Consider the following 21,898-nt stretch of genomic DNA (forward strand, 5'->3'; position numbering starts at 1 on the left):
AACAAATACTTCAGCAGCATCTAAGGAGGAAAAAGGCATGGAGGAAAGAGAGTGGCTAAAAGCACAATTAAAGCAGATTGAACAGTGGGAGAAAGATCAGCAAAAGGTATGGTTTTGGGAGAAACTCAGCCGCCTGCCATTTCAAATGCTGGACAAGCTGACGCCTGCCTTTATCCAGAAAAAAATCGGTGTGCTGCTAGATGAAATGGGGCATTACATTCAATCAGGCGGTGCCTATTTGACATCAGAAAAAGGCATCATCCATCAATTTCAAAAGAAATGTGCCGACGAATCGATTCAGCGTATAGAAGATATAGAAAAAGCTCCAATTGAAATCATGGATGCCATTAGTGAACATATGGGGAAAAATAGGACGAATCTCGCCACGGTACAAGGGGCGACAACGGGTGTCGGTGGTATGTTTACACTGGCTGCAGATATTCCTGCGGTACTTGGTCTCTCCCTTAAAACATTACAGGATATTGCCGTCACCTATGGCTATGATCCTAAAAACAAGGAAGAGCGGGTCTTCATCATAAAATGCTTACAGTTGACCTCTGCTGATGTGGTTGGGAAGAAATCGATATTAAAAGAACTCAGGAGCTATCATGCTTCCGAAGGGAAACACGAAAACATGTTCTCACAAATCCAAGGATGGCGTGAGGTAGTCTATAATTACCGAGATTCATTTGGCTGGAAGAAACTGTTTCAGCTTGTTCCAGTAGCAGGGATTTTATTTGGCGCAGTTTCCAACCGCTCACAACTAAAAAGTATTGCCGAAACAGGCATGATGCAATACCGAAAGCGAAGAATTGTCTCAAGATTAGAAGAGCTCACGCAGCAAGGACAGAGTGAATCTGGTGCATAAAAAATCCCTTTCTCAAAGGGATTTTTTATTTGGTCTGATCCTCTTCTTGAAAAGCATGGATCGGAGAATGTTCATAACGCGCACGCAGCTCACGAATCTGTTTGATTAGGGTAGAACCAATAGTTTTTTCGGCTTCCTCATACAAAGGATCGAGGGCTTTCATCCATTTTTGTCTTTCTGCTGGCGTCAATTCATGAATGGCAATCTGCGATTCCCGTTTAATGTCCTCCAGCTGATCTTTGTTCATCTGTTCTGCATGTTTTTCATTCCAAGCTGTTGTTTCTTCCATCGCTTCAAGTAAAATTCGTTTCGTTTCAGGTGTCTGGCGATCAAAGAAGGATTGATCTGTTAAGACCACATAGCCTAAATACCCGTGATTACTGATCGTCATATAGTCTTGTATATGATAGAATTTTTTTGAATAAATATTTGAAATGGTATTTTCTTCACCATCTACTTTTTTTGTTTCTAATAGCTGAAACGTCGAATTAAACGATTCCTGATAGGGCTTTGCGCCAAGAAGTTTGAATTGTTTTTCAATCATGTCGCTTTGCATAATGCGGAGAGATTGGTTTTTTAAATCACTAGGCTGTTTGATTGGACCTTTATTAGAGGTGATTTGCTTAAAGCCATTTGTCCAATACGCCATTCCCTTTAGCCCGTCTTTTTGCAGGGTGCCAAACAATCTTTGTCCAATTGCACCGTGCAAGCCTTCCTGAACCGCATCATAATTAGAAAAAGCAAAAGGAAGGTCAAGTGCCAGCCACTCAGAGGATAGCATGCCGAGCTTCGAGGTAGATGGTGCGATAAATTGAACTTGATTCTCTTTGAGTGCATTAATTTCTTCTATATCAGAATAAAGACTTCCGTTGGAGAAAATTTGAATGGTGATCTTCCCATCGGATTTTTCGTGCACAAGCTCAGCAAATTTCTTTGCGGCAAGTCCTTTTGGTGTATTATCTGCCACGACATGGCTAAATTTGAACACAAGCTGATCCTTCAGCCCTGTCTGTTCATCGTCAAAGGTCGTCGCTGCTTTTGGCATCATATGATAGAAACCAAAGTATAAAGCGGTTACAAAACCGATCAAGAGCAATAGTGTATAGGCGAGTAAATTCTTCATGCGTCCGATCCCCCTTATGTCAAGCATACTTGACCGAGGAAGAATTCGTAAAGATACAGGTGAAAAAAATGATGAGAAATCGATTGAAATTACAACAATTATCTATTAGATGGAAGCTCACCATCCTCACATATTTCGTTGTCATTTTCGCCCTTTTAATCGGAGGAATTGTCCTTGTTGGGGGAATCCAGCAAACAGAGGAACGAGAGCTTCGAAAAAGGCTCATGAACACAGCGAGAACAGTTGCGGAGATGAATGAGGTAAAGCAGGCGTTAGCTGATCAAACAAAGAAACGTGACCGATTACAGCATGCCATCGAAGAGATTCGGATTATTCAAGACGCTGACTACATTGTCGTCATGGATATGGAGCATGTGAGATTAACGCATCCAGTGAAAGCAAGGATTGGCCAGCGTTCGGAGGGGACAGATGAAGAGCCTGCTTTTGCCGAGCATATTTATTTCTCAGAAGCAGAGGGAGAGCTTGGGACCGCCATCAGAGCCTTTTATCCAGTGAAGGATGATCAATTTAATCAAACAGGGGTCGTCCTTGTAGGGAGAACGCTGCCAAGTATGATCGATATATTAGGAGAAATGAAGAGGGATATCCTCATGATCCTTTTGCTGACGCTCAGCTTTGGGCTTGTAGGTTCATTTTTACTCGCTCGTCATATTAAACAGCAAATGTTTAAGCTGGAGCCGCATGAGATTGTCAGAATGCTAGAGGAGCGCACCGCAACCTTTCACTCTATTAATGAAGGGGTCATCGCCATTGATAATCAGCACATGATCACCATTTTTAATGAAAAGGCGAAGCAAATCTTTGGCGTGACAGGGGATGTCGTAGGCCGGAATATTTGGGATGTGCTGTCTGACACAAGACTTCCAGAGATCATTGATCGTGCTGAGCCTGTCTATAATGAAGAAATTCATATGAGCGGAAAGCGGATTATGAGCAGCCGGATTCCGATTGTCATGAAAAAGAAAATTATTGGAGCGGTCGCCATTTTTCAGGACCGGACAGAAGCGGCAAAATTAGCAGAGGAGTTAACTGGAGTCAAAAACTTTGTTGATGGTCTACGGGTGCAAAATCATGAGCATATGAATAAGCTTCATACGATTGCCGGGCTGATTCAGCTTGGTAAAGCCGATCAGGCACTCGATCTAGCCTTTCAAACGACGGAAGAACAGGAACATGTGCTGGACTTTCTTCACCGTGTCATACAGCATGATGCCGTTGCGGGATTATTGATGAGCAAAATCAGAAGGGGCAAGGAGCTAGGCATAAAGGTCGAAGTAGACGAACATAGCTGTCTGTGTGATTTCCCTGAGCGTCTAGATCAACATGATATGACGAAGCTGCTTGGCAACCTGATCGAGAACGCCTTTGCTTCGTATGATACTGTAGAAAGAGACACAAAATGCATTTCGATTAGTATTGATCAAACCGAGGATGTCCTCGCGATTTTAATTGAAGACAATGGCTCCGGGATTGAAGAGGAAATGATTCCTTATATTTTCGATAAAGGCTTCACACACGGCAAAGAAGGCGGAACAGGCTATGGCCTGTATATTGTAAAAACGATTATCGACAAAGGGGTGGGAAATGTAGAAGTCACATCAAGCATCGGCATTGGTACCACCTTCTCAATCGAATTCCCAATGATCATAGAGGAGAGAGACAGATGACTCAGATTAAGGTGCTATTAATTGAAGATGATCCGATGGTGCAAGAAGTGAATAAGGAGTTCATTAAGAGTGTTCCTGGCTTTCAAGTGGCGGCAATCGCAGGTAATGGGGAGCAGGGCATCCAGCTCATCAAAGAAATTCGTCCAGACCTTGTTGTCCTCGATGTATATATGCCAAAAAAAGATGGCGTAAAGACGCTTCAAGACATTAGAAAGCAAAAGATACAGGTGGACGTGATCGTTATTTCTGCGGCAAAGGACAAAGAGACGATTGGCACCATGCTTCAAAATGGTGCACGAGATTATATCATCAAGCCATTTAAGTTCGAACGTATGAAAGAATCACTTGAAAGCTATAAAGCGTTTAAATCTAAAATTCGCACAGCAGCAGAATTTTCTCAGGAGATGCTGGATGATATCATACGAAAGCCTGCTGTTAAGCAGGAAGATACTTGGCTCCCTAAGGGGCTGAATGTGCATACGATGAATGAAATTAAAGCCTATATGGGCATGCAGGAAGGTCCGCAGTCTGCAGAGGAAGTTGCCAATGCACTCGGCATTGCACGTGTCACGGCACGCCGGTATTTAGACTTCTTAGTGAAAGAAGGCGAGCTGAAATTAGATATGCAATATGGCGGGGTAGGCCGGCCTGTCAATAAATATATCGTACATTCTGACTAAGAGACCAAAAAGACCAAAATGTACGATATGTTCATAAGCTTCACAGCCTTTGATGAAATCGCTATCATTTAGCTACAGATAACAGTTAAGCGTTTACATCAAAGGGTGAGGGAGTTGATTTTTTATGAAGAGGCTTTTGAAGAACCTGACATTTCAGGTGATTGCAGCTGTCATTATCGGGATCATTGTCGGGATGGTTTGGCCAAACGTCGGAAAAGAAATGAAGCCGCTTGGTGACACCTTTATCAATGCCGTTAAAATGGTCATCGCACCAATTATTTTCTTAACCATTGTTCTTGGTATTGCCAAGATGGGGGATATGAAAAAGGTTGGAAAAGTTGGGGGAAAAGCATTTATTTATTTTGAAGTCGTCACGACGCTTGCTTTGGTCATCGGTCTTTTTGTCGTCAATATCATGAAGCCAGGTGCAGGTCTGGACTATAGCAAGCTTGAAAAAGGGGATGTTTCACAGTATACCCAAAACGGGGGACAGGGTATCGACTGGATGGAATTTGTCACACACATTGTGCCATCTAACATGGTAGATGCTTTTGCAAAGGGTGATATTTTACAGGTCTTATTCTTCTCTATTTTATTCGGTGTTGCGCTTGCTGCACTTGGCGAGAAGGGGAAAGGAATCATTGAGTGGCTTGATAAGCTGTCACTTGTTTTCTTTAAAATCATTGGATATATCATGCGTGCTGCGCCGCTTGGTGCATTTGGGGCAATGGCCTATACAATCGGTCACTTTGGTTTGGCATCGATTAAACCGCTCGCAAGTCTGATGCTCTCCGTTTATTTGACTATGTTCCTGTTCATCTTCGTTGTGCTGAATATCATTTGTAAAATGTATGGCTTCAGCCTGTTTGGTTACCTGCGATTTATCAAGGATGAAATTTTAATTGTTCTTGGCACAAGCTCATCAGAATCCGTGCTGCCAAGAATGATGGATAAAATGGAACGCTACGGGTGCTCTAAGTCTGTTGTGGGTCTTGTCATCCCAACAGGGTATTCCTTTAACTTAGATGGAACCTCGATCTACTTATCGATGGCTGTGGTCTTCTTAGCGCAAGTGTTTGGTGTAGACTTGTCTATCGGCCAGCAAATTACCATTATCCTTGTTCTAATGCTCACATCAAAGGGAGCGGCTGGGGTGACAGGAAGCGGATTTATCGTGCTGGCTTCTACACTCGCTGCACTACAGGTCATTCCGCTAGAGGGGCTTGCACTTCTGCTTGGTGTAGATCGATTCATGAGCGAAGGAAGAGCCATCACAAACCTCATTGGAAATGGAATCGCGACAATTGTTGTGGCGAAAAGTGAAGGTGAATTTGACGAAGCGAAGAGCAAAACAGCCCTTCAAGAAATGCGCAATATAAAGCAAGCTGTATAGTATAAAAACAACCCAAAACCGAAACCTTATGTCTACATGGGGTTCGGTTTTTTCTTGTGTAAAAAAAGAAAAAACATGAAAGCTTGATAAATTTAGTGCGAATCGTAAGACCTCATTGACCTTTTGTTATATAATTTACAGAAAGATCCGATATAATGTATATCAGATCCAATGAAAAATAGACTTTAGTCCTGGCAGGTGTATAACGAAATGGCAGCATTTTTAAAATTGTTCGAAAAACCCGGTGTTAAGCGGTTTTCTGTATTTGTAGTATTAGCCACAGCCTTATATTTATTAAGAGGAATGATGAATTTAATTCTCTTGACCTTCATATTCACCTTTTTGATGAATCGGTTAGAAGAGGTCATTAGAGGCTTTTTAAGTCGCTTCCTTAAAATAGGGCAGAAATCGGTTATTACCATTTTGTATATTCTTTTGGCTGGTGGATTGACGGTTGGCGGATTCGTGTTTGTGCCAATCATCGCCAAACAGGTGGAGCAGCTATTTCATTTAGGAAAGAAAATTGCAGATCATCCACAAGATTTACCCTTCATTGATGTCATCACGAACGTATTCGGAGATTTTAAAATATCAGCTTACTTTGAGAAAGGGTTTAATTTCCTCTATACATACTTAACTGATTTCAGTACGTTCAGTATCCAGGTCATTATGTCCTTAATATTAAGCATGTTCTTCCTGTTCGAAAAGGAACGCCTCATTCAATTCATGAACAAGTTCAAAACGAGTAAAATCTCTGTGTTCTATAACGAAATCGCCTTCTTTGGACGTAAATTTTCCAGAACGTTCGGAAAGGTACTCGAAGCACAGTTTATTATTGCAACTGTTAACTGTGTTTTAACAACCATTGCGCTAGGTATTATGGGATTCCCGCAATTATTTGGATTAGCGGTCATGGTCTTTTTGCTAGGCTTAATCCCTGTGGCAGGTGTGGTTATCTCACTTATTCCACTCAGCATCATTGCGTATACGCTTGGAGGCGGCATGTATGTCCTGTATATCGTGCTTGTGATCGTCATCATCCATGCCATTGAAGCCTATTTCCTAAACCCGAAGCTCATGTCAGCAAAAACAGAACTCCCTATCTTCTTCACATTTGTTGTGCTGATCTTCTCTGAACACTACATCGGCATTTGGGGACTGATTATTGGTATCCCGATCTTTGTGTTCATTTTAGATATTTTGGAGGTCACGAATAAGGAAGAAAGTAATTAAAAAGTTCATATGAACCTGTTTACAATTTTCCGAAAATAAGGTATAAATAGTATGAAAATATCATATTACCACACGCTTAATCCTTCTAAAGGAATGGGGGACCCATGTTTTTGGGGTGAATTTTTCTCTGTGAGAAAAAAGGACATCTCTTCGTCCTAACCCGTCAGCTAACCTCATCGGCGTGAAGAGAGTAAACAGTGGTACGTGTATGGAAACAAAGACCCACGAGAAAACTCTCTTGTGGGTCTTTTTTGATGAGGAAGGGGAGATTTTATTGAAGCTAGCGACGAAAATTATTATTGCCTTGTTTGTAGGTGCAATCACAGGACTATTGCTTAACATTTTTGCTCCAAATGTATTCAAAGTGTTAGACCCTTATCTATTTACGCCTCTAGGTCAAATCTTCTTAAACCTGATTAAAATGTTAGTGGTGCCGATCGTATTCTTTTCCATCACACTAGGTGTAGCAGGTCTAGGTGATCCGAAAAAGCTTGGCAGAATCGGCGTAAAAACCATTACTTATTTCCTGCTTACTACTACTTTTGCCATCATCATTGGCATTTCATTAGCCTTATTAATCAAGCCGGGAGCATTCGGTCATTTTGATACGAAAGCAGCTGATTATTCCGCAGAGGAAGCCCCATCAATGGCAGAAACACTACTCAACATCATCCCAACCAATCCAGTCCAATCTTTAGTTGAAGGAAACATGCTTCAAATCATCGTCTTTTGTGTATTTTTAGGTCTTGGCATTGCCATGCTTGGGAAGAAGACGGAAGGTTTGCTAAAGCTGTTTGAACAAGGAAATGAATTAATGATGTACCTTGTCGGCATAGTGATGAAGTTCGCACCGTACGGAACATTCGGTTTGATCGCAACTGCCATTGGCAGTCAGGGATTTGATGCGATGAAAGCGATGGGCCTTTATTTCTCGGTCGTGTTAGTTGCGCTCGTGCTGCATTTCTTCCTAACTTATGGGTCAACTGTCGCCATTTTAGCGAAGCGAAATCCGATGGCATTTTTCAAAGGATTTTCTCCAGCAATGGTTGTCGCATTTAGTACGTCAAGTAGTAACGCAGTCCTCCCAGTCTCGATGGAAACAGCCCAGAAACGTTTGAAGGTGCCGGAGCCGATTTCAAGCTTTGTACAGCCGCTTGGTGCAACCATTAATATGGATGGCACAGCGATTATGCAAGGGGTCGCGACTATTTTTATCGCGCAAGTGTATGGAGTTGAACTGACGCTTGTCCAAATGCTGACGGTTGTCTTAACGGCTGTCTTAGCAAGTATCGGTACAGCGGGTGTGCCAGGAGTTGGGCTCATTATGCTCGCTATGGTACTGAACTCTGTGAATCTGCCGGTTGAAGGCATTGCGCTCATCCTTGGCATAGACCGCTTATTAGATATGGCAAGAACCGTTGTCAATATTACAGGTGACGCCGCATGTGCGGTGATTGTGACAGAAACGGAGAAAAAACACGAGACAGACGCAGCATCACCGAACCTATCCATGTAATGTAAAAGAAGGGCTGACTCGATCAGCCCTTTTTTTCATGGAGTCCCTTGTCTTGCGTGATATACTTTTAACAGAATGAGCGGTCTTATTTGCCGCTTTAGGTTTTACATCAGAAGGAGGAACCACGTTGGAATCTGCTGTTCTAAAAGTAGAGAAAGTCGATAAACGAATTGGCCGGAAAATGATCTTACAAGATATATCTATAGAAATAGGGAAAGGGGAAATCGTCGGCTTACTAGGACCAAATGGGTCTGGAAAAACAACCTTGATTCGTTTGATCGTTGGCTTGATGAAAAAAAACAATGGCCGAATCATGATCAATGGATATTCACAGGATGAGGATTTCCTACAAGCGATGTCATCTGTTGGTGCAATCATAGAAAATCCCGAATTTTATTCTTATTTAACAGGCTTCGAAAACCTTGAACTGTATGCGGCGATGCACGATGGAGTGACAGAGGAACGAATGCAGGAAGTGGTGAAAAGAGTTCGTCTGGAGCACGCCATTCATCAGAAGGTGAAGACATATTCACTGGGGATGAAACAAAGGCTTGGGATTGCACAAGCCATATTACATCAGCCGAACCTGCTCATTTTAGACGAACCGACAAATGGACTTGATCCTGCAGGTATGAAGGAATTCAGGGAGCACTTGCAAACGCTAGTAAGAGAAGAAGGAACATCCGTATTATTCGCCACACATTTATTGCATGAGGTTGAAGAGCTATGTGACCGCATGATCATCATTCAAAAAGGACAGATCAAAGCCAGTGCCATGCTTCGAGACATAGAGGGGAAAGAACAGATGCTCATGAATATTCAGCCAGTGGAAAAGGCGGCTGCGTGGCTTGATACACATGCCTATACATATGAACGAAACGGAGCGCATGTATTACTTCAATTGAACAAAGACCAAGTGCCTGAGCTGAACAAACAGCTTGTTCTGGCTGGGTTTGCTGTACTTGAAATGACGCCTCAAAAGCCATCAATTGAAGAGGCATTTATGAAATGGACGGAAGGCGGGACGGCAGATGCTTCAACTCATCAAGAATGAGCATAAGAAAATTACGAGGAAAAAGATCACGTTCATTGCACTTGGATTGATTGTTGTGTTTCAATTGGCGATGGCTCTAGCGTTGAAACGAGTCATCTCCAGCTTTGGTGGACAAGACACTGTCGCCAACTATTTTGCTTATTCCACAAACGTCGTGTTTATTTTACAGGTGCTCGCGGTTGTCATTGGCGCGACCTTGATCTCAACAGAATTTCAAAAAAGAACGATCAAGTTTTTATTGATACGGCCCAAAACAAGGCTGCAAATTTTCCTGTCAAAATACATCACTCTTGTGCTTATGGTCATTTATTTGTTTGTTTTTTATTATGTCATTGCTTTCCTATTTGGCTTTATTTTCTTTGGTACTGCATTTGACGAAAGTACGGGACGATTATTTCAGCATACATTTGCTGTGATCGGATCTCAGTGGGTGGAAGTGTTGATGATGGCAAGCTTCGCTTTTATGTGTTCCAGCTTGTTTAGGAACAGCCTCGTTGCGCTTGTGACCTCGTTTTTTGTTTTATATGCAGCTAAATCACTTGTGCCTATTATGTCTCTTTTAGAAAATCAGTGGGGGAAAATCCTGCTTTTTGCTAATACAGACTTTACTCAGTACAGCTTTCAAGGACCACCGCCCTTCCAAGGCATGAGCCCTTTGTTTTCTCTATTTATGGTAGGGGCGCATTTTGTTTTCTTTGTTGGCACGGCTTGGGTTCTTTTTTGGAAGCGTGATGTAAATGTGTAAAAATTGTGTCAAATAACAAGAAAAATTCGTGACATCTTTGTGAAAACGAGTCTGCATTTCACGATAACCGGCTGATTTTGTCTTATAATAAGAGGGAGTCTTGGAGGTGGCACTATCGTGAAAAATTTCATTACGGCTTTACCCATTTTGTTGCTGCTGTCGTTTTCGTTTGTGTCTTTTGCCTTCCAGTTTGATCATCTTATTTATTTCAGACTAGCGCTGGGGATCTTTTCGTTAGCGGGTCTTTTCTTTCTGTATACACTTAAAAGAAACATGAAATGGTTCATGGTTTATTTATATGCGAGCTGGATCATACTTGCAGCTGTCACAACATTTGAGGAGCCTGTCTTTTCTCAGTTCTTCTTCGGTGGTTTAACAATGACTATGGGTTATCTCACATATATGCTCATTTATTTAGGAATGAAGCAGGACCGCGTAGCGAAATCACATTAAAACAAAAGCCGATAAAATCACAGCATAGATTTTATCGGCTTTTTTTGTTGAAAAAGGCAAAAGAGAGGAGCAGCCAGCTTTGACTGCTCCCCTTTATGTTTATGATTCACGTCCAGCAGCTGCAAGCTGCTTCTGATGCTTTTTGTCGATGGTTTCGTATATACTTTCCATCATTTTAGGATCGCGCATGATGGCTTTCTTGTTTTCTTCAATCAATTGCTGATACGTTTTGATTTTCTTCTTAGACATGTGACTCATCGCTCCTTTATAAGAATAGACGTCTATAGGATTCCACATAGATGAAATTGATAATCATTTTCAATTAGCACCTCTATTATACAAAGCACAATGCCGGAAGTAAAGATTATATTCAGAAAATTCACGTAATCGACAAATTCGAAGCCTAGTCGACGCTCATTCTTTCCCAGGAAATAATTTCTGTCATTTCTTGTCGTAAGAGAAGCATCTATATAAAACATTCTTTCGCTCATTGAAACGTTTTGACTGAACAATTCGTCTTATGAAGAGATTTGATGTAAGAGGTGGAGAAAAAAAGACACCAGCAAGTGTTTGCTGATGTCCTTCGTTTCACGATTTAAGAAACGTGCCCTTGAAGAAACTCTGTCACTTCTTCAGGAGATTTTGCGTTTGCACTGTGTAAATGACCTGTTTTTTCGCCATTTTTGAAAATTAACAGGCTTGGAATACCCATGACCTGATACGCTTCTGCTAATTCAGGGAAATCATCTTTGTTTATTTCAAACCATTCATGGTGAGCATACGCCTCTAAGATGTCTGGAATGAACATGTCCATTCTTGTACAGTCAGGACACCATGTTGCAAAGAATTTAACGATGACTTCTTTGTCAGATTGAATGATTTCATTGAATTGTTCAGTACTTGTGATTTTTTTCAATTTGTCACAACTCCTTTTCAATGTCATTTTAATATAAAATAAAAGCGAATGACATACAAATGCTCGGGAGGCGCTTACAACTTTACAAATCATTTCAATTCCGTAACAACAAAAATTAATTAGAGCATTTTTGCTTGAAAGTGATAAGATAGTAAAGATGAATTTTAGTGGGGGGAGTATCCATTGAAAATAAGTTTAGGATTGATTTACGGCGGAAAGTCAGCCGAACATAATGTATCACTGCAAACAGCCCTTGCAGTTACAAAAGCACTTAACACTGAGAAGTTCGATATACATCCAATTTATATTACAGAAGAGGGCGAATGGCTAAGAGGAGAAAAACTCACTGAACCAGTATCAAACGTCAGAATGCTTCAATTTGAACAGAGCGCAAAGACGTTTTTACCAACTTCTTTAAATGAGAGCATGTTTCCACAGCCTGCATCCGCTGATGAGAAGATTGATGTTGTCTTCCCATTATTACACGGGCCAAATGGTGAAGATGGAACGATGCAAGGATTACTTGAACTGCTAAATATCCCGTATGTCGGCAACGGCGTTCTTGCTTCTGCCGCGGGTATGGATAAAGTCATGATGAAAGATGTTTTTGCTCAAGCAGGACTTGCACAAGCAAAGCACCTTTCCTTCAATAAAAAAGACTATGAGAAAGCCACAGCAGACAGCTTAGAACAGGTAGAACAAGTACTTGGCTATCCATGCTTTGTGAAACCTGCCAACATGGGATCAAGTGTTGGAATAAGCAAATGCCGCAGCAAAGAAGAGCTGCAAACCGCATTCGACTTGGCTTTCCAATATGATCGTCGTGTGGTCGTAGAAGAAGGCGTCGTAGGAAGAGAACTCGAGATAGGTGTATTAGGAAATGACGAGCCGAAGTGCTCTGTCGTTGGTGAAATTGCACCTAAAACAGATTTTTATGACTACAAAGCAAAATATGAAGATGGCGATACAGATTTGATCATTCCTGCGAGTGTGTCAGAAGATGAATACAAGACGATTCATGATATGGCGATTAAGGCATTTAAATCCCTAGATGGTTCTGGTCTTGTACGTGCAGACTTCTTCCTCACAGAAAAAGGCGAAGTGTTGATCAATGAAGTGAATACAATGCCTGGATTCACACCATTCAGTATGTTCCCGCTTCTTTGGAAGCACACTGGTGTAGAGTATCCAGAGCTAATTGAAAAGCTAGTGTCACTTGCAATTGAACGCCATCAAGAAAAACAAACCATTAAAACGACTTTTTAATGTGAGCAACAAGCAGACACTATCCTTAGGTAGTGTCTCTTTTCCTTCAAACGTGAAATGAGAAAGAGAGGCGAAAAAATTATGATCAAACGTACAGTGAATCAAATCGCCCAAATGGCTGGTGGGACACTATCTAATCAAGCTTTTGGCGAAGAGCAAATTTACGGAGTGACGACAGATACACGAAAAGTATCAAAAGGTGCATTGTTTATCCCCTTAATTGGAGAACATTTTAACGGTCACACATTTGCTTCTAAAGCAGTGGAGCTTGGAGCCGCAGCCGTTCTTTGGAATCAAAAAGAAGCCAATCCACCGTTCGGTGTACCTGTCATTCTTGTCGACGATACACTGGCAGCACTGCAGCAATTGGCAAAATCATATTTAAAAGAAGAAAACCCTCGTGTTGTCGGTATTACAGGAAGTAACGGGAAAACGACAACGAAAGATATGATTCATTCCGTCTTACAAACAACGTATCAAGTTCATAAAACAGACGGTAACTTTAATAATCATATTGGTCTTCCGCTCACTATTCTTGCGATGCCAGAAGGTACAGAGATAGCTGTCTTGGAGATGGGCATGAGTGCAAAAGGCGAGATCGAGTTCTTGTCAAACCTAGCTGAGCCTGAAGCAGCAGTCATCACCAATATCGGAGAATCTCATATGCAAGATTTAGGATCAAGAGAAGCCATTGCTGATGCAAAATGTGAGATCACAAAAGGGCTAAAAAAGGATGGTACCTTTTATTATTTAGGAGATGAACCTTTGATCCGCGACAGAGCGACTGCACTTTCGCAGCAAGTGAAAACCTTTGGAGAAGCAGAGGACTGTGATATCAAGGTAACGCATATCAACCAGCTTGCAGAAGGAACTGAATTTCAGGTCGAAGGGTATGCCCAGGGGTTTCTCATTCCTGTATTAGGGAAACATAATGTAAAGAATGCCCTTGCTGCCATTGCCATAGGCCAGCATTTCGGACTGAATGAAAGACAAATCGCCCAAGGACTCATGCAAACAAAGTTGACAGGGATGCGTCTTGAACTGTTTAAAACGGAAAAAGGAATCACTGTTATCAATGATGCATATAATGCAAGCCCTACTTCCATGAAAGCTGCCATTGATCTTGTAGGAGATATGGACGGCTTTGCAAATAGGATTCTTGTACTTGGAGACATGCTTGAGATGGGCAGCGAGGAAGAAACGTATCATTATGAACTAGGCCGCTACATCAAGCCTGAATTCATTGATCATGTGATGACGTATGGCCGCCTAGGTGCATTCATCGCTGAAGGAGCAAAGAAATCATTCGGTGATGCGCGCGTGTTCTCATTTATGGACAAAGAGGAACTGAAGAAAAAACTTGCTGATGTAGCAGGTCCTGACGATGTTGTTCTCGTCAAAGCCTCACGCGGCATGAGATTAGAAGAAGTCATTACTGCGCTATAAAAAGTGAGCGGCAAAGAAGGTGACAGAATGATTGGCTGTCTATGTATACATGGATTCACTGGCGCCCCCTATGAAGTGGAACCGCTAGCGCAATATTTAAAGCAGAAGACAGATTGGAACGTTCAGTCTGTCACGCTTCCGGGACATGGAGATGAACTTCAGCTAAAAGGTATTCTCTATCAAGAATGGATTGCGACAGCTGAATTAGAACTTCTTTCTCTTTACCGAACATGTGATACCATTTTTTTGATCGGGTTTTCCATGGGAGGAATGATTGCTTCTTATCTTGCAGCGAAGTATCCAGTTGCTCGTCTCGTCCTTTTAAGTGCTGCGGCGAAATATGTGAATCCAAAACAAATGATTCAAGACACAAGGCAGTTGGTGAAAGAATCATTGTCTGGGCTGATTGATACGAACCCTTTGTATGATAGATACCGTCATAAGCTAACGAGCACACCGCTGTCAGCCGCTGTTGAATTTATGAAGCTGGTGAAGCAAACGAAGAGCTCCCTTGAGAAACTACACCTCCCTGTGTTAATTGTTCAAGGGGAAAGCGATGGGATTGTGCCAGCTTCAAGTGCACAATTTATTGATCATAAAATCCCGTCTCGTCAGAAAGAAGTGTTTTATTTACCTGACTGTAAACATCATGTTTGTCACGAGCCGTGTGCACAGCAATTGTTTGAAAAAGTAGAGCAATTTCTAAAAAAAACAATTTAATCTATAGAAAAGCGAAAATGTGGCTAAACTAATATAAATTGAATCCCACTTGTTAAAAATTGCATCATTTTTGTCGAATGAGTGACAAGCCTATGGTACAATAGGAAAGAAAAGGTGGCTGATTCGGTTGTTTCAATACGACGGAAAAACCTTTGTCCCGCAGTCTAATTCGAGTAACGGAGAAGTATCGGCAGGCACCATATTTCAATATCGTCAGGACGGGAATATATTAACGGGCACATATCAAGGCGGCAGTATTGTATCTGGTGTACTTGTAGGAACTGTAAATGAGGATGGAACACTTCATTTTAGGTACCACCATGTCAGCAAAGACGGCAGCATGAGAAGCGGGTCTTGCAATTCTACACCTAAGCAGTTGGATAACGGAAAAATTCAACTGTTCGAAAAGTGGAAATGGATGGATGGCGATCAAAGTGATGGTGAATCTGTCATTGTGGAACAGTAGATATATCCATTTCTGTCTTGTTGAAAAACAAATAGTGTAATGGTAAGATATAAGGTAGGGTAATTCGGGCTTTGTATATAATGGACCTGTCCTTTCGGGTAAGGGCAGTTTTTAATGATCATTCACGAGATTACTGAAACAGCAATTAGAAGGAGTTTGAATAATTTGACTATAACGTTTCAAGATTTTCAATTAAGCGAAAGTCTCATGAAAGCTATTAACCGCATGGGATTTGAAGAAGCAACACCGATTCAAGCGGAAACAATTCCTCTCGGTCTTCAGAATAAAGATGTCATTGGACAAGCACAAACAGGAACAGGAAAAACTGCAGCGTTTGGTATTCCTCTTGTAGAAAAAATTGACCCAGCGTCTCCAAATATCCAAGCGATTATCATTGCGCCAACAAGAGAATTAGCGATTCAAGTATCTGAAGAGCTATACAAAATTGGACAAGACAAGCGTGCGCGTGTACTTCCGATTTACGGTGGACAAGATATCGGTCGCCAAATCCGTTCGCTCAAGAAAAATCCTCATATCATCGTAGGGACTCCAGGACGTTTACTCGATCACATTAACCGTCGTACAATGCGTCTTCAAAATGTTGAAACTGTTGTGCTTGATGAAGCAGACGAAATGCTAAACATGGGTTTCATCGAAGACATTGAATCGATCCTTTCAAATGTACCAAGTGAACACCAAACACTTTTATTCTCTGCGACAATGCCTGCACCAATTAAGCGCATTGCAGAACGTTTCATGACAAACCCAGAACACGTAAAAGTAAAAGCGAAAGAAATGACTGTCTCTAACATCCAACAGTTCTACTTGGATATCCATGAGCGTAAGAAGTTTGATACATTGACTCGTCTTCTTGACATTCAATCACCTGAGCTTTCAATTGTCTTCGGCCGTACGAAACGCCGCGTTGACGAATTGACTGAAGCACTTAACCTTAGAGGTTATACAGCTGAAGGAATTCATGGTGACTTGACTCAAGCGAAACGTATGGTTGCGCTTCGTAAATTCAAAGAAGGTTCAATCGATGTGCTTGTAGCAACAGACGTTGCAGCACGTGGACTTGATATCTCAGGCGTAACACACGTGTATAACTTTGACGTACCACAAGATCCAGAAAGCTACGTACACCGTATTGGACGTACTGGACGTGCTGGACGTACAGGTATGGCGGTGACATTTATCACACCGCGTGAAAAAGATATGCTTCGTGCGATCGAGCAAACAACTAAACGTAAAATGGATCGTATGAAAGAACCAACACTAGATGAGGCAATCGAAGGACAACAACAAGTAACCATTGATCGTCTGCGCACAATCATCAGTGAAAACAACTTAAACTTCTACATGACAGCTGCTGCTGAATTGCTAGAAGATCATGATTCTGTCACAGTGGTTGCGGCTGCCATCAAAATGATGACAAAAGAGCCAGATGCAACGCCTGTTCGTTTGACAGATGAAGCACCAATGGTTTCAAAACGCAATCGTAACAACCGCAGCTCTTCTAAACGTAGAGACGGTGGCGGCGGAGGCGGCTATCGCGGAAAAAGTCGTTCATCTTACGGTGATAAAAAGCGTTCTTCAAATGACCGCAATCGTTCTTCTAGCGATCGCCGTCAAAAGAAATCTTATAATAGCTAATTCAAAAGCGAATCCTTTGCAGGATTCGCTTCAGTGTGTAGACAAACCCTCGCATTCGTTGTCAGGTCTGCGCGCTGGTGCTCACGAATGTTCAATTCGCTCCGCGCCAGTGCTCGCCCTTCCTAGACTTCAAAGGTTTTCTATCACGCTGAAAAGAAGACAAAGTGCTAAAATCAACATCATTTTAGCACTTTGTCAACAATCTAAAGCGAATCCTTTGCAGGATTCGCTTTTTTTAACAGGTTTACTGAAACTTTTTAGGCTTTCTTTCGTAATATATTGATAGAAAAGTAAGAGAATGGGGGAAGAATGTGAGAAAACAGCCGCAACGTCAAATTAGTTTAAATGGTTTAAAGGTATGGCGTCTTCAAAATGGAATTATCTCATTGATTTTCTTACTCATCATCATTGGGGTATTTGTTGCTAGTTATTATCTTCAATGGCCATATTGGATTGGCGCCATCCTCGCCGGTTTATGGGTCTTGCAGGTTATTTTTGGCATCTGGCTTATACCGAAAATACGTCATCGCATCTGGCGCTACGAAGTATTCGAAAATGAAATTGAAATTCAGCATGGACTCATTCGCGTTACACGTGTGATTGTACCGATGGTGCGTGTCCAGCATGTCGATACATCACAAGGGCCGCTCTTAAGGCGCTACCGTTTGGCATCTGTTCAAATATCGACTGCTGCCACAGTTCATGATATACCTGCGCTAGAATTAGAAGAAGCAGATGAGCTTCGTGATTACATATCTCGTTTAGCAAGGGTGACGGAAGATGATGTCTGAACCAAAACGTGTACATCCAATCTCGATGTTCATTGATTTTATATCAGATGCCGTATCCATGATTAAAAACTTCATTATCCCTTTTTTCGTGCTTATTTTTGTGAACTCGAATTCGAGCATTCGTTTTTATGCATTTATCTTTCTTGGTGTGCTTCTTTTATGGAAAGCTGTTTCAACCGTTTTAGCATGGAGACGATTTACCTACCGGATGGAAGAGGATGAATTTCGCGTGGAATCGGGCGTCATCACAAAAAAGAAAAAATATATTTCGTTAGAGCGAATTCAAACGGTGAATACAAGTGAAGGTATCTTCCAACGGATTTTTGGTTTGGTGCGGGTCCAAATCGAAACAGCTGGCGGAACAGACGGTCCGGAAGTGAGTCTGACGGCGATTACAAAAGCAGAAGCGGAACAATTAAAGCAATCGATTTTCAACCGGAAGAAAAGCTTGCAGCAAGAAGAAGTGGATGAAAATGGGGATGTCCCGCATGATCCTCTGACAGCGCAGCAACCTGTAGAAAAAGAAATCAATGTTTCCTACCGAATGGGTGTACCAGAGCTGCTTTTGGCTGCGACCACTTCCAGCGGGATCGGAGTCATTATTTCTGGGTGCCTCGCCATTTACACACAAATAGATGAAATTCTTCCTTTGGACGGTTTCCTCAAGCGGTTTTCTTTTTTAAGTCATGCGAGTGTTGAGATTTATGCGATTCTCATATTTATTGCCGTATTGATTGCTTGGATTCTTAGTGTTGGGGTAACAGCCCTTCAATATGCGAATTTTACCGCAAAACGAAAAGGGAAAGACATCATCATCACAAGAGGGCTCATTGAGAGGCATCAAATGACCATTCCGCTTGCGAGAATTCAAGCAGTGAAAATCAAAGAAAATATTCTTCGTGAACCCTTTGGCTTTGCGACGGTGATGCTTGTGAGTGCAGGAGGTTCTATTACAGAAAAAGAAACCTCTTCCGTCTTATTTCCACTGATTCGGAAGAAAAAAATCAACGAACTGCTCTCTCAATTCACAGATGATTATCATTTGGCGCCAGAAGCTGAACTGAAAAAGGTGCCAAAGCGTTCACTCAAGCGCTACCTGATCTCTTTCGGCTTTGTGCCATTACTTGTCGGCGTAATCCTATCTGTCCGTTTCCCGCCATGGGGGTATTTGGCACTCATTCCGCTGCCTATTGCTTTGTTTTTTGGTTATTTAGCTTATAAACAATCAGGCTATACGATCAAAGATCCATTGATTCAACTGACATCAAGAGGCATTGGCAAAACCACTGGCATTGTCTTGAGAAAACGAATGCAAAACTATACGATGACGCAATCTTTCTTCCAAAAGAAAGGCCGAGTGGCGAGTATTCACACCTTTGTGAAATCCTCTGCGCTGCTTGATTCCTTTGGTGTGCATCACCTTGAGGAAGAAGATGCAGCACGTGTAATGGATTGGTATTCGTATGAAAAAAATAAATCTTCTTAAACAAAAAATGTCGATCCGCTTCCTGTTAATAGGAGTGATCGACATTTTTTATGAGGTTAGTAGCGTCTTTTTTTTGAATGGAAAAATAGCGTAAGAGGTGCTAGGAGCATGCCGCCGATTAATCCAAATAAGTGAGCCATGATATTGATGTTCGAGTTGACGAACGTCATGATGACAGAGACGGCAAGAATCGTTAAGATCACCTGAGAATTGCCGCGGTCCATCATATGCGGTTTAAATAGAACAAGGTATAAATAAACGCCAAACAAACCGAAGATCGCACCAGACGCGCCGACATGTACATACTCTAAAGGCTCCACCCAATAGGTTCCGAGATTGCCAATGAACCCTGCACCAAGATAGATAATGAGAAATCGAACCTTCCCAAGCAAATGCTCAAGCGCTGGAGCGAATAAGAACAAAGACATAGAATTGAACAAAATATGGGTCAGACTTCCGTGAAGGAAAATAGGTGTGACGAGCCGCCACCATTCTCCAGTAGCTACACCATAATTGAAACCGACGAGATGGTCGTGACCAAGCTGTATAAGAGGTATAGGAAGCGCAAATAGAAGCCATAGACCAAATTGCAAAGCAAGGATCGTTGTGACGATTGGATACGATCTAATAAATTGTTGAAAGCTCTCCGTTCGAATAAACATAACAAACCCCTTTTGACTAGATAATGGTAAGTTTATAGTAACACGTTTATGAAGAGAACATCCAAATTAGTACGAGTCTCATAGGAGGTACCTCATGATCAAAGGAATAGGTATTGATATAGTAGAGATCAACCGGCTCGCGCGAGTGCTTAGTAGACAGCCTCGTTTACCAGAACGGATTTTAACGTTAAGTGAACAAGACATCTTTCACACACTCAGTGAAAAGAGGCAGCTGGAATTTTTGGCAGGACGTTTTGCAGCAAAGGAAGCTTTCGCTAAAGCATACGGAACGGGAATCGGCCGGCATTTAAGCTTTCATGATATGGAGATCCAGAAAGACGAACTTGGAAAACCTTTCATCAAAAGCGAAAAGACGAAGGGTGACCAGGTTCACGTGTCCATCACTCACACGAAAGAATATGCTGCTGCACAAGTTTTAATTGAAAGGTTGTCAAGCTAGTCTGCATATTGTTTGTCCCCCCTTCATATATTGGGTAGTGCGATAAGGAAGGGCGAGTTGCTAACAGGCTTTGATGGTTCGCGGTACGCAGTTAACTCTTGAGGCGTACTGTTAAAGTCAAACAAGCGGTTTCTTCCTTTTAACACAATTAACGAAGGGGTTGAAAAGGGTGAGAAAAAGCTTTGTTTTGCTTGTAACGGGAATCCTTTTTGTACTGATTCTCTCCGCATGCGGTCAAAAATCTCAGCAGGATATCGTTGGAGATTTAAACAAAAAGGCAGGGGAAATGACATCATACAAAGCCAAAGCAAAAATGACCATTGAGACAGGAAATGACCCGCAGGAGTATCAAGTAGAAATTTGGTACAAGAAGCCGGAACTTTACCGTGTCTATTTAGAAAATCCGAAAAAGGATCAGAGTCAAGTCATTTTAAGAAATGGCAATGGTGTGTTTGTGCTGACACCTTCATTGAACAAGAGCTTCCGTTTCCACAGTGATTGGCCAAATAATAGCAGTCAGGTCTACTTATTTGAGTCACTCGTGAAGGACATTAAAAATGACAGTGCCGCTCAGTTCAAAGCGAAAGATTCAAAGTATGTGTTTGAAACCAAAACCAATTATCAGCACAACCAAATGCTGCCTACCCAAGAGATTTCCTTTCATAAAAAAACAATGGCGCCTGCCAGTGTGAAAGTACTGGATAGCGACAAAAAGCCAATGGTGAAAGTGGAATTCTCTCACTTTGAATTCAATAAATCCTTTGACAAAGATGCATTTGATGAGAAGAAAAACATGACACTCTCTCAAATGGATGTTGCCACAAGTGCAGACCCATCTGACAGCTTTGCGGTGAAAACACCAGTTGACATGCCAGAGGGTGTGAAGAAGATGGAAGAGAAAGAAATGATGACAGATGCAGGTAAGCGTTATGTCATGACGTATGGCGGAAAGAAATCCTTCACACTCATTCAGGAAAAAGCGAGAGTCGCTGAAGCATCTACGCCTGTGACAATGAACGGTGAGCCAGTCGACCTTGGCATGACAGTTGGGGTTCTCACAGATCAATCCCTTTCATGGACATCTGACGGAGTGGACTACTTGATTTCTTCAAGTGATCTATCGAAGGAAGAGCTCTTGATGGTTGCAAAGAGTGTAGAAGGCCAGTCAGCTAAATAAATACCTCAGGCGAGAGCCTTAGAAATGAAACATCAGCCCTATGCATGGGCTGATTTTCTTTGATTTGTTTCACATTATTCTTGATTTTTAGTATCATAT

General features: G+C 41.8%; 22 protein-coding genes and 1 riboswitch. Of the genes, 18 read left to right on the plus strand and 4 right to left on the minus strand.

Features of this window, described 5'->3' with window-relative positions; genetic code table 11:
* Positions 1-37 precede the first annotated feature (37 nt).
* Positions 38-868 carry an EcsC family protein gene (locus MHH54_RS02485; protein ID WP_003214224.1) on the plus strand — a complete coding sequence of 277 codons (831 nt, stop codon included), beginning with the start codon at positions 38-40 and terminating at the stop codon, positions 866-868.
* A gap of 25 nt (positions 869-893) precedes the next feature.
* On the opposite strand, the gene MHH54_RS02490 is transcribed toward MHH54_RS02485, so the two are convergent.
* Positions 894-1,991: a DctP family TRAP transporter solute-binding subunit gene (locus MHH54_RS02490; RefSeq protein ID WP_003214354.1), complete on the minus strand. Its 1,098-nt coding sequence runs from the start codon at positions 1,989-1,991 to the stop codon at positions 894-896.
* A gap of 83 nt (positions 1,992-2,074) precedes the next feature.
* Between MHH54_RS02490 and MHH54_RS02495 the strand changes: the two genes are divergently transcribed.
* The 8 genes from MHH54_RS02495 to MHH54_RS02530 all read left to right on the plus strand — a co-directional run bounded on the left by MHH54_RS02495 (position 2,075) and on the right by MHH54_RS02530 (position 10,753).
* Positions 2,075-3,679: a sensor histidine kinase gene (locus MHH54_RS02495; RefSeq protein ID WP_169901778.1), complete on the plus strand. Its 1,605-nt coding sequence runs from the start codon at positions 2,075-2,077 to the stop codon at positions 3,677-3,679.
* On the plus strand, positions 3,676-4,359 hold the full coding sequence (locus tag MHH54_RS02500) for a response regulator (RefSeq protein WP_003214207.1): 684 nt from the start codon (positions 3,676-3,678) through the stop codon (positions 4,357-4,359). Before MHH54_RS02495 ends, MHH54_RS02500 begins: the two co-directional genes overlap by 4 nt.
* Before the next feature lie 124 nt (positions 4,360-4,483).
* Positions 4,484-5,752, plus strand: a complete 1,269-nt coding sequence (gene dctP / locus MHH54_RS02505) for a C4-dicarboxylate transporter DctP (RefSeq protein ID WP_003214472.1) — start codon at positions 4,484-4,486, stop codon at positions 5,750-5,752.
* Between the two features lie 210 nt (positions 5,753-5,962).
* On the plus strand, positions 5,963-6,985 hold the full coding sequence (locus MHH54_RS02510) for an AI-2E family transporter (protein WP_050945541.1): 1,023 nt from the start codon (positions 5,963-5,965) through the stop codon (positions 6,983-6,985).
* A 63-nt stretch (positions 6,986-7,048) separates the two neighbouring features.
* A riboswitch (cyclic di-AMP (ydaO/yuaA leader) is annotated at positions 7,049-7,181 on the plus strand.
* Positions 7,182-7,259: 78 nt separating this feature from the next.
* On the plus strand, positions 7,260-8,501 hold the full coding sequence (locus MHH54_RS02515) for a dicarboxylate/amino acid:cation symporter (RefSeq protein ID WP_034620244.1): 1,242 nt from the start codon (positions 7,260-7,262) through the stop codon (positions 8,499-8,501).
* Positions 8,502-8,628: 127 nt separating this feature from the next.
* On the plus strand, positions 8,629-9,555 hold the full coding sequence (locus MHH54_RS02520; protein WP_003214395.1) for an ABC transporter ATP-binding protein: 927 nt from the start codon (positions 8,629-8,631) through the stop codon (positions 9,553-9,555).
* Positions 9,533-10,300 carry an ABC transporter permease gene (locus tag MHH54_RS02525; protein ID WP_003214257.1) on the plus strand — a complete coding sequence of 256 codons (768 nt, stop codon included), beginning with the start codon at positions 9,533-9,535 and terminating at the stop codon, positions 10,298-10,300. The genes MHH54_RS02520 and MHH54_RS02525 overlap by 23 nt, the downstream gene beginning before the upstream one ends.
* 117 nt (positions 10,301-10,417) lie before the next feature.
* Positions 10,418-10,753 (plus strand): hypothetical protein, encoded by a 336-nt coding sequence (locus tag MHH54_RS02530; RefSeq protein WP_003214381.1) that lies wholly within the window; start codon positions 10,418-10,420, stop codon positions 10,751-10,753.
* 99 nt (positions 10,754-10,852) lie between these two features.
* Here the strand turns inward: MHH54_RS02530 and fbpB are convergent, their stop codons facing one another.
* Both fbpB and MHH54_RS02540 read right to left on the minus strand, forming a co-directional pair.
* Positions 10,853-11,002, minus strand: coding sequence for a Fur-regulated basic protein FbpB (gene fbpB, locus MHH54_RS02535; RefSeq protein WP_003214266.1), 150 nt, complete (start codon positions 11,000-11,002; stop codon positions 10,853-10,855).
* Between the two features lie 346 nt (positions 11,003-11,348).
* Positions 11,349-11,669 carry a thioredoxin family protein gene (locus MHH54_RS02540; protein WP_003214131.1) on the minus strand — a complete coding sequence of 107 codons (321 nt, stop codon included), beginning with the start codon at positions 11,667-11,669 and terminating at the stop codon, positions 11,349-11,351.
* A 183-nt stretch (positions 11,670-11,852) separates the two neighbouring features.
* Here MHH54_RS02540 and MHH54_RS02545 point away from each other — a divergent pair, with 183 nt between their 5' ends.
* The 7 genes from MHH54_RS02545 (at position 11,853) to MHH54_RS02575 (ending at position 19,500) form a co-directional block, all read left to right on the plus strand.
* Positions 11,853-12,935: a D-alanine--D-alanine ligase gene (locus tag MHH54_RS02545; protein ID WP_003214019.1), complete on the plus strand. Its 1,083-nt coding sequence runs from the start codon at positions 11,853-11,855 to the stop codon at positions 12,933-12,935.
* Positions 12,936-13,016: 81 nt separating this feature from the next.
* Entirely contained in the window at positions 13,017-14,381 is a 1,365-nt protein-coding gene (gene murF / locus MHH54_RS02550; protein ID WP_106030170.1) for a UDP-N-acetylmuramoyl-tripeptide--D-alanyl-D-alanine ligase, read from the plus strand.
* A 27-nt stretch (positions 14,382-14,408) separates the two neighbouring features.
* Positions 14,409-15,101 carry an alpha/beta fold hydrolase gene (locus tag MHH54_RS02555; RefSeq protein ID WP_003214409.1) on the plus strand — a complete coding sequence of 231 codons (693 nt, stop codon included), beginning with the start codon at positions 14,409-14,411 and terminating at the stop codon, positions 15,099-15,101.
* 127 nt (positions 15,102-15,228) lie between these two features.
* On the plus strand, positions 15,229-15,567 hold the full coding sequence (locus tag MHH54_RS02560) for a hypothetical protein (protein ID WP_003213982.1): 339 nt from the start codon (positions 15,229-15,231) through the stop codon (positions 15,565-15,567).
* 165 nt (positions 15,568-15,732) lie between these two features.
* Complete coding sequence (locus tag MHH54_RS02565) at positions 15,733-17,223, plus strand: DEAD/DEAH box helicase (protein ID WP_003214093.1); 1,491 nt, start codon at positions 15,733-15,735, stop codon at positions 17,221-17,223.
* Between the two features lie 311 nt (positions 17,224-17,534).
* A complete protein-coding gene (locus MHH54_RS02570; RefSeq protein ID WP_003214135.1) occupies positions 17,535-18,014 on the plus strand; it encodes a PH domain-containing protein in 480 nt (159 codons plus the stop codon).
* Entirely contained in the window at positions 18,004-19,500 is a 1,497-nt protein-coding gene (locus MHH54_RS02575) for a PH domain-containing protein (RefSeq protein WP_034620218.1), read from the plus strand. The genes MHH54_RS02570 and MHH54_RS02575 overlap by 11 nt, the downstream gene beginning before the upstream one ends.
* Before the next feature lie 56 nt (positions 19,501-19,556).
* Here the strand turns inward: MHH54_RS02575 and MHH54_RS02580 are convergent, their stop codons facing one another.
* Complete coding sequence (locus tag MHH54_RS02580) at positions 19,557-20,162, minus strand: rhomboid family intramembrane serine protease (RefSeq protein WP_003214209.1); 606 nt, start codon at positions 20,160-20,162, stop codon at positions 19,557-19,559.
* 94 nt (positions 20,163-20,256) lie between these two features.
* Here MHH54_RS02580 and acpS point away from each other — a divergent pair, with 94 nt between their 5' ends.
* Complete coding sequence (acpS, locus tag MHH54_RS02585) at positions 20,257-20,622, plus strand: holo-ACP synthase (RefSeq protein WP_050945549.1); 366 nt, start codon at positions 20,257-20,259, stop codon at positions 20,620-20,622.
* Positions 20,623-20,782: 160 nt separating this feature from the next.
* Positions 20,783-21,799, plus strand: coding sequence for an outer membrane lipoprotein carrier protein LolA (locus MHH54_RS02590; protein WP_268494244.1), 1,017 nt, complete (start codon positions 20,783-20,785; stop codon positions 21,797-21,799).
* The last annotated feature ends 99 nt before the right edge of the window (positions 21,800-21,898 follow it).

The organism is Bacillus sp. FSL K6-4563, from assembly GCF_038630405.1.
GTDB lineage: Bacteria > Bacillota > Bacilli > Bacillales > Bacillaceae > Bacillus > Bacillus pumilus.

What these genes read in the sequence shown, in the direction of transcription:
- MHH54_RS02485 (WP_003214224.1), top strand. Translation starts at nt 38, where the DNA reads ATGGAGGAAAGAGAGTGGCTAAAAGCACAATTAAAGCAGATTGAACAG.
- MHH54_RS02490 (WP_003214354.1), bottom strand. Translation starts at nt 1,991, where the DNA reads ATGAAGAATTTACTCGCCTATACACTATTGCTCTTGATCGGTTTTGTA.
- MHH54_RS02500 (WP_003214207.1), top strand. Translation starts at nt 3,676, where the DNA reads ATGACTCAGATTAAGGTGCTATTAATTGAAGATGATCCGATGGTGCAA.
- dctP (WP_003214472.1), top strand. Translation starts at nt 4,484, where the DNA reads ATGAAGAGGCTTTTGAAGAACCTGACATTTCAGGTGATTGCAGCTGTC.
- MHH54_RS02510 (WP_050945541.1), top strand. Translation starts at nt 5,963, where the DNA reads ATGGCAGCATTTTTAAAATTGTTCGAAAAACCCGGTGTTAAGCGGTTT.
- MHH54_RS02525 (WP_003214257.1), top strand. Translation starts at nt 9,533, where the DNA reads ATGCTTCAACTCATCAAGAATGAGCATAAGAAAATTACGAGGAAAAAG.
- fbpB (WP_003214266.1), bottom strand. Translation starts at nt 11,002, where the DNA reads ATGTCTAAGAAGAAAATCAAAACGTATCAGCAATTGATTGAAGAAAAC.
- murF (WP_106030170.1), top strand. Translation starts at nt 13,017, where the DNA reads ATGATCAAACGTACAGTGAATCAAATCGCCCAAATGGCTGGTGGGACA.
- MHH54_RS02555 (WP_003214409.1), top strand. Translation starts at nt 14,409, where the DNA reads ATGATTGGCTGTCTATGTATACATGGATTCACTGGCGCCCCCTATGAA.
- MHH54_RS02575 (WP_034620218.1), top strand. Translation starts at nt 18,004, where the DNA reads ATGATGTCTGAACCAAAACGTGTACATCCAATCTCGATGTTCATTGAT.
- MHH54_RS02580 (WP_003214209.1), bottom strand. Translation starts at nt 20,162, where the DNA reads ATGTTTATTCGAACGGAGAGCTTTCAACAATTTATTAGATCGTATCCA.
- acpS (WP_050945549.1), top strand. Translation starts at nt 20,257, where the DNA reads ATGATCAAAGGAATAGGTATTGATATAGTAGAGATCAACCGGCTCGCG.